This window comes from Lactiplantibacillus garii, from assembly GCF_003885105.1.
Taxonomy (GTDB): Bacteria; Bacillota; Bacilli; order Lactobacillales; family Lactobacillaceae; genus Lactiplantibacillus; species Lactiplantibacillus garii.
Window position 1 is genome coordinate 19,574 of record NZ_QWZQ01000039.1, and the last position, 9,343, is coordinate 28,916.

Annotated in this window: 8 protein-coding genes, 1 pseudogene and 1 other annotated feature; of the genes and pseudogenes, 5 read left to right on the forward strand and 4 right to left on the reverse strand. The window is 50.1% G+C overall.

Annotation, left to right across the window (positions count from 1 at the left end; genetic code table 11):
• Positions 1-106 precede the first annotated feature (106 nt).
• Both D1831_RS10795 and D1831_RS10800 read right to left on the reverse strand, forming a co-directional pair.
• Positions 107-634 (reverse strand): tRNA (mnm(5)s(2)U34)-methyltransferase, encoded by a 528-nt coding sequence (locus D1831_RS10795; RefSeq protein ID WP_125072948.1) that lies wholly within the window; start codon positions 632-634, stop codon positions 107-109.
• Positions 635-706: 72 nt separating this feature from the next.
• Positions 707-1,360: a phosphatase PAP2 family protein gene (locus D1831_RS10800; RefSeq protein ID WP_125072941.1), complete on the reverse strand. Its 654-nt coding sequence runs from the start codon at positions 1,358-1,360 to the stop codon at positions 707-709.
• 144 nt (positions 1,361-1,504) lie between these two features.
• Positions 1,505-1,713 (forward strand) — a binding site (T-box leader).
• 354 nt (positions 1,714-2,067) lie between these two features.
• Here D1831_RS10800 and leuS point away from each other — a divergent pair.
• Complete coding sequence (gene leuS / locus D1831_RS10805; RefSeq protein WP_125072942.1) at positions 2,068-4,494, forward strand: leucine--tRNA ligase; 2,427 nt, start codon at positions 2,068-2,070, stop codon at positions 4,492-4,494.
• Between the two features lie 238 nt (positions 4,495-4,732).
• Entirely contained in the window at positions 4,733-5,500 is a 768-nt protein-coding gene (locus tag D1831_RS10810) for an aminoglycoside adenylyltransferase domain-containing protein (protein WP_125072943.1), read from the forward strand.
• Positions 5,501-5,511: 11 nt separating this feature from the next.
• On the opposite strand, the gene D1831_RS10815 is transcribed toward D1831_RS10810, so the two are convergent.
• Positions 5,512-5,844 carry a bacteriocin immunity protein gene (locus D1831_RS10815; protein WP_125072944.1) on the reverse strand — a complete coding sequence of 111 codons (333 nt, stop codon included), beginning with the start codon at positions 5,842-5,844 and terminating at the stop codon, positions 5,512-5,514.
• A 167-nt stretch (positions 5,845-6,011) separates the two neighbouring features.
• Here D1831_RS10815 and D1831_RS10820 point away from each other — a divergent pair, with 167 nt between their 5' ends.
• From D1831_RS10820 to D1831_RS10830, 3 genes are all read left to right on the forward strand, one after another.
• The gene (locus tag D1831_RS10820; RefSeq protein ID WP_225422852.1) at positions 6,012-6,386 is read left to right on the forward strand and encodes a YxeA family protein; all 375 of its coding nucleotides are present in this window, start codon (positions 6,012-6,014) and stop codon (positions 6,384-6,386) included.
• A gap of 189 nt (positions 6,387-6,575) precedes the next feature.
• Entirely contained in the window at positions 6,576-8,246 is a 1,671-nt protein-coding gene (locus tag D1831_RS10825) for a putative polysaccharide biosynthesis protein (protein ID WP_125072946.1), read from the forward strand.
• A gap of 8 nt (positions 8,247-8,254) precedes the next feature.
• Positions 8,255-8,995, forward strand: a complete 741-nt coding sequence (locus D1831_RS10830) for a pseudouridine synthase (RefSeq protein WP_125072947.1) — start codon at positions 8,255-8,257, stop codon at positions 8,993-8,995.
• 239 nt (positions 8,996-9,234) lie between these two features.
• Here D1831_RS10830 and D1831_RS10835 read toward each other — a convergent pair.
• Positions 9,235-9,343 (reverse strand): annotated as a pseudogene (locus D1831_RS10835) (IS30 family transposase); the annotation flags it as partial.

Below are 9,343 nucleotides of genomic sequence, written 5' to 3' on the forward strand. Positions count from 1 at the left end.
AAATAAAATAATAACGCCCGTCCGGCACTCAATTTAGGCTGAGTACTGGACGGGCGTTATTTGTTGTGGCAATGCAGATCAGAAATAAATTTGGTCGCCGTGGTCATTACCGTTTTTGAATGGCGATCAGGTAGGGTGGTGTGTGGATCTGGTTGATAAAGCCGTACCGCAACACTTGGAACTGGTGTTGATCCAGTTCGTTGACGTGTTGACTGAGCGCGTCGGCTTCGTCCTGACCGCCGGGGTGACCGGTGTAGACCATCAAGATAATCAAACCGTTGGTGGCTAAGCGGTCTTCCAGCGCTTCAACGGCGGTTAGCGTGGTGGGAGCGGTGGTGATCACCGTTTTGTCACCCCCCGGTAAGTAACCCAGGTTAAAAATGGCACATTTGACCGCGGTGCCGGCGGGGAGCACGTGGTTCAAGTTTTCGTGACCGGTCTTGGTCAGCGTAACTTGGTGGTCCAGTTTGTCCGCGGTCAGGGCCGCTTGGGTAGCGGCAATTGCCGCGTCCTGAACGTCGAAGCCGTACACGTGGCCGGTGGGACCTACCAGTTTTGCCAGGTAGGTGGTGTCGTGGCCGTTTCCCACGGTGGCGTCAACCACGACGTCGCCGGGATTAACGGTTTGGTTGATCAAAGTGTGACTGTAACTTAGTGCTGAACTGAGTTGGATAACGAATCCCTCCCAAAGAGTATCCTAACTAATTTACGAACGTTTTTTGAAGTGGAGTTGGCCGGTCCGGTGTCCGGTCGTGAGGCGGGTGCTGACGTATAGCAGCAGGCTGCCTAAGATGGCGCCGCCAACGACGTCACTGGGGTAGTGGACGCCCACGATCACCCGGCTGACCATCATTAAACCAATGGCAACGAGGCCGAGACCTAGTAGCCAACGCTTTACCACCGAATTTTGCAGCAGGTCGTAGGCGATCACGAGTAAGCTGCCGATTAAAACGGTGGTCGTGGTGGCGTGACCGCTCGGAAAACTAAAGCCGCCGATGTTAGTCAACCGCCAGGCGGTTGGGCGCGGCCGTTCGATAATTTGTTTAATAAAGTAATTCCCGTAAGCAGCAAGCAGCGCCGCGTTGACCACGAAGAACACGGCACTCTTCGTTTGGCGGCCGATGATTAAAATTAAGGTGACCACGATGATGATCACCGTCATACTGTGGGGGTTACCAAACAGGGTGTAGGTCAGCATGGCCGACTGAAACCACGCCGGCGTGTGGTGCAACCAGTTCGCCACCCCGTGGTCAAAGCTGACCAGCCAGGCGGTTCGTGACCAGACGGCGTAGGCCCAGTACAGCCAAAACAGGAATAAAAGCAGCATCGCGGTGTCGCGACGGTGCCAACGGTTGGTCATCCCGTCACCTCCGATAAAAATTTTTCTCCGCTTATTATAGCATTGTTTATTATTATTTTAATCGGGAAACGCACGAAAGTTCCGGATTTCGGTGGTTGGGTGCTTGAAAAAAGGGGGCGGGTTTGCTACCATGAAAACAATAACTTTACGACTCCGAGAAGGATTAGTAGGCTGGCGTGTTTTTCAGAAACTCCGTGGTGGTTGCAAACGGGGATTCACGGCGACTGAACTCACCTTCGAGTCTTCCGGCTGAAAGTGATGTAGGCACGGACGTGGTTTCGCGTTAAGAAAATCAAGAGGCCACGGCAACGTGGAATCATAGGTGGTACCGCGGAATCATTTTCGTCCTATAAGCTTATAAGTGGCTTATAGGGCTTTTTTTATGCAGAGTGTGAGCGAGGGCGGGAGTTGGTGAGCATTAACGTTGATTAGGTGATGATCCGGTTTTTGGATCGTTACCTGATCAGGGTTAAGCGGAACCAATTGCCCGAGTAAACACGTTTCAAAAGAGTGTGCAGTCTCGGCGGTTTGATGGTGAGGATTAGCCTAGCCGGAGGCATTATGCGGGTTATGCATGGTGCTTGCGGCGTAGCTAACCGGAACCGTCAGCCGAGCCTAAGCACGTTTCAAAAGCCGCCGCACCACTTTTCAGCTAAACGCAGTCGCAATGCTAGTCTACATACAGGCAGCAAGAAAGGGGCACCATTATGGCATACAACCATAAAGTCATTGAACGCAAATGGCAACATTATTGGAAGGTCAACAAGACCTTTAAAGCACTCGACAACACGGATAAAAAGAAGTACTACGCCTTAGACATGTTCCCGTACCCATCGGGCCAAGGGTTACACGTCGGACACCCCGAAGGTTACACCGCGACGGATATTATGTCCCGGTTTAAACGGATGGAAGGCTACAACGTGTTACACCCAATGGGTTGGGATGCGTTTGGGTTGCCAGCTGAACAGTACGCGCTCAAGACCGGCCATAACCCGAAGGACTTTACCGCGAAAAACATTAAAAACTTTAAGCGCCAAATTCGCTCACTCGGTTTTTCATACGACTGGGACCGCGAAGTTAACACCACCGATCCAAGTTACTACAAGTGGACCCAGTGGATCTTCGAACAACTATACAAAAAAGGTTTAGCCTACGAATCCGAAACGCTGGTAAACTGGGCCCCCGACATGATGGGTGGGACCGTGGTTTCCAACGAAGAAGTCGTGGATGGTAAAACCGAACGGGGCGGCTACGACGTTTACCGGGTGCCAATGAAACAGTGGAGCTTGAAAATCACCGCCTACGCCGACCGCTTGATCGACGACTTGGACGACATTGACTGGCCCGAAAACATTAAGGAACAACAACGCAACTGGATTGGCCGTTCCGTTGGGGGCTCCATCAAGTTTAAGGTTGCCGGTCAACCCGACGATACCGAGATTGAAGTTTTCTCAACCCGTCCCGACACGTTGTTTGGGGCCAGTTACATGGTCTTAGCACCGGAACACGAGTTGGTTGACCAGTTGACGACGCCGGAACAAGCCGACGCCATCAAGGCTTACAAGGCGAAGATCGCCAGCAAGTCCGACCTCGAACGAACCGACTTAAACAAGGATAAGACCGGGGTCTTCACCGGTAGCTACGGCATCAATCCGGTCAACGGTGAAAAGTTGCCGATCTGGATCGCCGACTACGTGTTGGCGTCGTACGGGACCGGGGCCATCATGGCCGTACCAGCCCACGACGACCGGGACTTTGAATTTGCTAAGAAGTTCGACTTGCCGATCAAACCAGTCATCGCCGGCGACAACGATTATGATCAACAGGCCTACACCGGCGACGGTGAACACATCAACTCCGGTTTTGTGGACGGTTTGGCTAAACAACCCGCCATCGACAAGATGATCGACTGGTTGGAAGCCCACCACTGTGGTGAAAAGAAGGTCAACTACCGCTTGCGGGACTGGATCTTCTCCCGGCAACGTTACTGGGGCGAACCAATTCCCGTTATTCACTGGGAAGACGGCGAAACCACGTTGGTTCCGGAAGACGAATTACCGTTACGCTTACCGGCAACTAAGAACTTGGAACCATCCGGGACCGGTGAAAGCCCGTTAGCCAACATTGACGACTGGGTCAACGTGGTGGATAAGAACGGTCGCAAGGGGAAGCGCGAAACCAACACCATGCCGCAGTGGGCGGGGAGTTCGTGGTACTTCTTACGTTACGTAGATCCGCACAACGCCGACGCCTTGGCCGACTACGATAAATTGAAGTACTGGTCACCAGTTGACTTATACGTTGGTGGGGCCGAACACGCCGTTTTACATTTACTTTACGCCCGTTTCTGGCACAAGTTCTTGTACGACCTCGGCGTGGTTCCAACCAAGGAACCGTTCCAGAAGTTGGTTAACCAGGGGATGATCCTGGGTAAGAACCACGAAAAGATGTCCAAGTCCCGCGGTAACGTGGTGAACCCCGACGACATCGTGGACCAATACGGTGCCGATACGTTGCGGTTATACGAAATGTTCATGGGACCGCTGGAAGCATCGATTCCGTGGAGTACCGAAGGGTTGCACGGGGCCAACAAGTGGATCGAACGGGTTGGGCGCCTGATCATTGACGACAACAACCGGGTTCGCGACCGCGTCACGACCGTTAACGACGGTAAGTTGACGAAGGTTTACAACGAAACCGTTAAGAAGGTCACCGAAGACTACGACAACATGCGCTTTAACATTGCCATTTCACAAATGATGGTCTTCGTCAACGAAGCCTACAAGGTAGACGATTTACCGGTTGTTTACATTGAAGGCTTTGTGAAGATGTTGTCACCGATTGCACCGCACATCGCCGAAGAACTCTGGGCGTTGTTAGGTCACGAAAACACGATCACCTACGCCGCATGGCCAACTTACGACGAATCCAAGTTAGTGGAAGACACGGTCCAAATCGTGTTGCAAGTTAACGGTAAGGTTCGTTCGCACGCGACGGTTGCCAAGGACATGGGCAAAGACGAGCTTGAAAAATTGGCTTTAGCCGATGACAAGATCAAAGAATTTACGGCTGGTAAAACGGTCCGTAAGATTATTGCCATTCCTGGGAAACTGGTTAACGTGGTGGCTAACTAAAACTTTGAATTAAATAAAACGTGTGCTTCACCGCTGGGTGGGCACACGTTTTTTAGTGATTTTAAAGGTTTAAGTCTACTTTGGTTGCTTAAGGAGGGTTTAGTTCTTCAAAAACGGGCCGCTGCGTTTTTCACGAAATCGGCAAAATTTACCCGCAACAAGTCAACAGGGCCCGTTGACGCCGCTTGAATAATAATTGATAATACGGATACGCAATAATTCTGGAGGCGTTTAACAAATGACAACAACTGATGAATTGTTAACCAGGCTTAAACAAAGCTATGCAACTGTCCTAGCAAATAACCTAGTCGGAATCTACCTGCACGGGTCGTATGTTTTGGGCGGCTACAACCCACAAGTTAGTGACTTAGACTACGTCATTGTCGTTGAGCAACCGCTCACTTTACGCACCAAACAGGAACTCATGACCGTGACGCTTGATCAGCTATGGCCGTTGGCACCAAAGAAAGGATTAGAATTTCACGTGTTGTTACGGTCAGCCGTGACGACGTTTCACGCGCCGTGCCCGTTTGATTTTCATTTTTCCAAGTACCACTATGACCACTATGTTAAAAACCCCAAAAGATATTTGCAGGAAATGCAGGGAACGGACCCCGATTTAGCCGCTCATTTGACAATCATCAAGCGTTACGGACAAACCTTGGTTGGCCCCGCCATTGACCAAGTTTTCGGTCCCGTAGCGGCTAAGGATTATTGGGATAGCCTCATGTTTGACATCGAAGACGCACAAACGGCCATTTTTGCAGAACCCGTGTACGTCGTTTTAAACCTATGCCGAGTTTTAGCCTACCACCAAGAACAATTGATTTTATCAAAAGCGGCCGGTGGTGCGTGGGGACTGGAAAATTTACCCGCCGCGTTTCACCCGTTAATAACGGCCGCAATCCAAGCCTATTCGGGTCAGACTAAGAAGCAGCTTCAATGTGGAACTAGTTCGGATTTAATGAATTACGCTGATTGGATGTTAGCCGCAATTAACGACTGATAAAGTGGGTGTTAAAACCCGCCAAACGAAATTGACAGTGAAATCAGACCAGTGGCGATAAAGTAATTCCGAATATTAGTATCGTCGTACTTGCCGGCTTGGACGTCTTTTTGAATCTGATTATAAAACACGATCATGGCTTTGGGCACGTCGTGGTGCGCAACGTAGCGTTGTGAAATGGCGTGAGACAGGTCGGACACGACCTTGCCAAAGTCCTCGTCGTTGTTCAACCGGTTTGCGGCATTTTGAATCATCGCCCGCAGTTCCGGATTCTTTTGAACGTCCCCGTCTTGGTAAAGCTGACTTAACTGGTTGATCATGGCATTTAGTTTTTCATCGCTCATTATAATTCCCCCATATCCTTTATTATTCAATAGTCTACCGGTTCAGATGGTAAAGTCAAGGCGCTGTTTGATAAGGTGATTAACTGAACTAACGTTGTTTAAGCGCTGTTTTTTTGGTATTCTTGAGCAGTTCGAGTTAGATTTTAAGAAAAGCGGGGGAATTGAATATGTCAAAACGTCAGGATGCTTGGTTAGAAACCATTTTATCCGTCTTTTTAGTGGTGGTAGTCGTGGTGAACGTGGGGTGGATGATCTACCGTTACGGTGGGGAACACTACTACTTACGGGTTGGCGGCGATCAGGGAAGTTTTCCGTTGTCACTACCAGTGAGCGTCACTTGGAATGGTCATACTTACCGGGGCACCGCGGTCAACGCGCAAGGTCACACTAAGCGGCTGACCGTGAAAACGGTGGCCGATAATCCGGGGCCGTTTCACCGTGGGGAGATTCTCCGCGTGACGTATAACCGGCACTATGGCGTGACCAATTATAAATTAGTGCGGGCCAATCAGGTGCCGGCGGGCGTCCGATTAGCGCGTTAAATAAAAAAGATAATGGACCGACTTTAACCACGCTAATCCGGGCTAGGGTCGGTTTTTAATTTGACAAGCTTAGTTAATGAACCATGCTTAAGGTTCGGTAAAGCTCACCGATAAGTTCGGATTTAAATTGCAACTTGAGGGTATTTCATCTAAAATAGTTAAGATTGAACTAAGAAAGTAGGTACGAACATGTCTGAGGAATCGAAAGCTAATCAGTCGCAGAATCCACACGTTAATTCCGAAGCCGAAGCCCACCAGAAAATGGTGCGCGGGTCGGCGTGGATGACGGCCGGTAGTCTCTTTTCACGGGTGCTCGGGGCAATCTATATTATCCCGTGGGTGCTGTGGCTAGGTAGCAGCTCGACGCAGGGGAACGCGTTGTACGCCAAGGGCTATAACATTTACAGCTTTTTCCTACTAGTGGCGATTGGTGGGATTCCGTCCGCCATTTCTAAACAAATTTCAGAATATAACGCCCAAAACGAGTACGCGGTCGGTCAACGGCTCTATAAACGGGGACTGTTACTGACGTCCGCGTTCGGGCTCTTCTTTGGCCTGATCATGTGGTTCGGGGCCGGGATGATTGCGGCCGTGTTCGGGGGCAGTGATCCAAACGTCATTCCGGTATTACGGGCACTGGCGATTGCGCTGGTGATCATTCCGTCGATGTCGCTGACCCGGGGTTTTTTCCAGGGTTACCAACAAATGGCGCCGTCCGCGATTTCCCAGTTCGTGGAACAGGTCTTTCGGGTGCTTTACATGTTGGGAGCGACTTACTTCATTATGCGGGTCCAAAGGGGGGACTGGGTCGATGCGATCACCCAGTCGACCTTTGCCGCGTTTATCGGGGCGGCCGCAAGTTTCTTACTATTAGGGTACTATTACTACCGCAAGCGGCCGGAATTAAACCAGTTAGCGGCGCAGAGTGAAAATAAATTAGCTATTCCGGTGTGGCAGCTATTTCGGGACATCATCGTGCAGGCGATTCCGTTTATCGTGATTGACACGGCGACGACCGTCTTTAACTTGTTAGACCAAGCAACGTTCCAGCCGATGATGCAAATGATTTACCACTTGGACGTTTCTAAGATCAACGCGTTGTACGCGTACTTTGCTTTTAACGCCAACAAGTTGGTCATGATCATCGTTTCGTTGGCGTCCGCCATCGCGGTCACGGTGGTACCGATTTTGTCGGAATCGCTGGCGAGTCACAACATGCGCAACATTCGGAAACAGTTGGAAGATTCCATTATTTTATTCCTGTTTATTATGATCCCCGGCGCGCTCGGGATGGCGGCCGTGGCGCAGCCTCTGAACACGCTGTTTTACAGCTACGACCAAATCGGAACGTTGATTTTACAAATTTCCGCGTTTACCGCGATTGTTTTGGGGTTGTTTACGGTGGTCTCCGCCCTCATGCAGGGGCTGTCACGGAATCGCGATATTATCCGTTACTACCTGGTCGGCTTGATTGCGAAACTGATCGTGCAGTGGCCGTGCATTTACTTCCTGTCAACGGCCGGTCCGTTGGTGGCGACCGCCATTGGGATGATGGTTGCCTGTGTTATGGCACTGTATGACTTGGAAGTGAACTTTGGGATTCGCTACGTCAAGTTACTGCCCAAGGTCAACCGCATCTTGGTTTATTCCATTTTGACGTACGTTGCCGCGCGGTTAGTTGTTTTCGGGTTAAACCTGTTGTTAAACGAGCAGAGCAAGACCCAGGCCTTTCTGATCGTGGTCGTGGCCGTCATCGTTGGTGGCGGGGTCTACGCGTACTTCGCGTTGAAGTCGCGCTTAGTTGATTTGATGATTGGTGGCCGGGCCGCGGGCTTACGGCGCAAGTTAAAGATTAAGTAGGTGAAAGTATGCGAATCGATAAATTTTTACACGCAATGCGAATTGGGACCCGGACGCAGGTGCGCCGGTTAATTAAAGACGGCCACATTACGGCCAACGGCGAACCAGTCATTTCGGGTAAGCAACAGATCAATCCCGGTAGCGACGCCGTGTTCTTAGACGATGAACAGGTTCGTTACCAACAGTATTTTTATTACGTGATGAATAAGCCGGTCGGAGTAATTACCGCGACTAGCGACGCCACGGCTAAGACGGTGATGGATCTTTTTAACACCACTGATTACCGTGACGACCTGTTTCCAGTCGGCCGTTTGGATAAGGACACTGAAGGGGTGCTCGTTATTACTAACGACGGCGCCTTGTCACACGCCTTATTAGCGCCGGCCCACCACGTCACCAAGGTCTACGAGGCCGAAGTGACCGGTGAAATCACGGCGGCTCAGGTGGCCGGGTTTAACGACGGAATCACGCTCAAGGACGGGACCCAGTTACAACCCGCCCAAGCGGAGATCGTTGAATTCCACGAGATTGAGGACTTTACCACCATTCGGATCATGATCCATGAGGGTAAGTACCACCAAGTTAAACGGATGGTCGGGACCCTCGGTGAACGGGTGGTTCAGTTACGCCGAATTAAGTTTGGCTCGCTGAGTTTACCAGTCGGCCTGTTAGCCGGAAATTACCGGGCCTTGAGCGAAACGGAGCTGACCGCTTTAAAACGGGACGCTAACCAACCCGTTACTGAATAATTGAAATCATGATGAAAACTGCCACTCGCTAATGCATTAATTATTAGGATTTAATATAATTCATTTTATTTGATCCGTCCGGATTTGGGCGGGTCTTTTTTAATTGATTTTGTGGAATTGTGTCTTTACTAAGTAGTTCTATATATCACTTTATTAATCAAGTAATAATGGTATGATTATTTTTAGTGAGTATGGATTACACATAAAAGGAGAAGTTTTACATGAGGCAAATTACAAGTTTAATCCGAACAAGCCCGGAAACTTTCAATGGCAGTCTGTTGATGATGGATTTTTAATGGTCGTTGATTAATAAGCTCAAGTGCTGCCAGGATTTCATCAGTCGTTATC

What these genes read in the sequence shown, in the direction of transcription:
- D1831_RS10825 (WP_125072946.1), top strand. Translation starts at nt 6,576, where the DNA reads ATGTCTGAGGAATCGAAAGCTAATCAGTCGCAGAATCCACACGTTAAT.
- leuS (WP_125072942.1), top strand. Translation starts at nt 2,068, where the DNA reads ATGGCATACAACCATAAAGTCATTGAACGCAAATGGCAACATTATTGG.
- D1831_RS10810 (WP_125072943.1), top strand. Translation starts at nt 4,733, where the DNA reads ATGACAACAACTGATGAATTGTTAACCAGGCTTAAACAAAGCTATGCA.
- D1831_RS10820 (WP_225422852.1), top strand. Translation starts at nt 6,012, where the DNA reads ATGTCAAAACGTCAGGATGCTTGGTTAGAAACCATTTTATCCGTCTTT.
- D1831_RS10815 (WP_125072944.1), bottom strand. Translation starts at nt 5,844, where the DNA reads ATGAGCGATGAAAAACTAAATGCCATGATCAACCAGTTAAGTCAGCTT.
- D1831_RS10830 (WP_125072947.1), top strand. Translation starts at nt 8,255, where the DNA reads ATGCGAATCGATAAATTTTTACACGCAATGCGAATTGGGACCCGGACG.
- D1831_RS10800 (WP_125072941.1), bottom strand. Translation starts at nt 1,360, where the DNA reads ATGACCAACCGTTGGCACCGTCGCGACACCGCGATGCTGCTTTTATTC.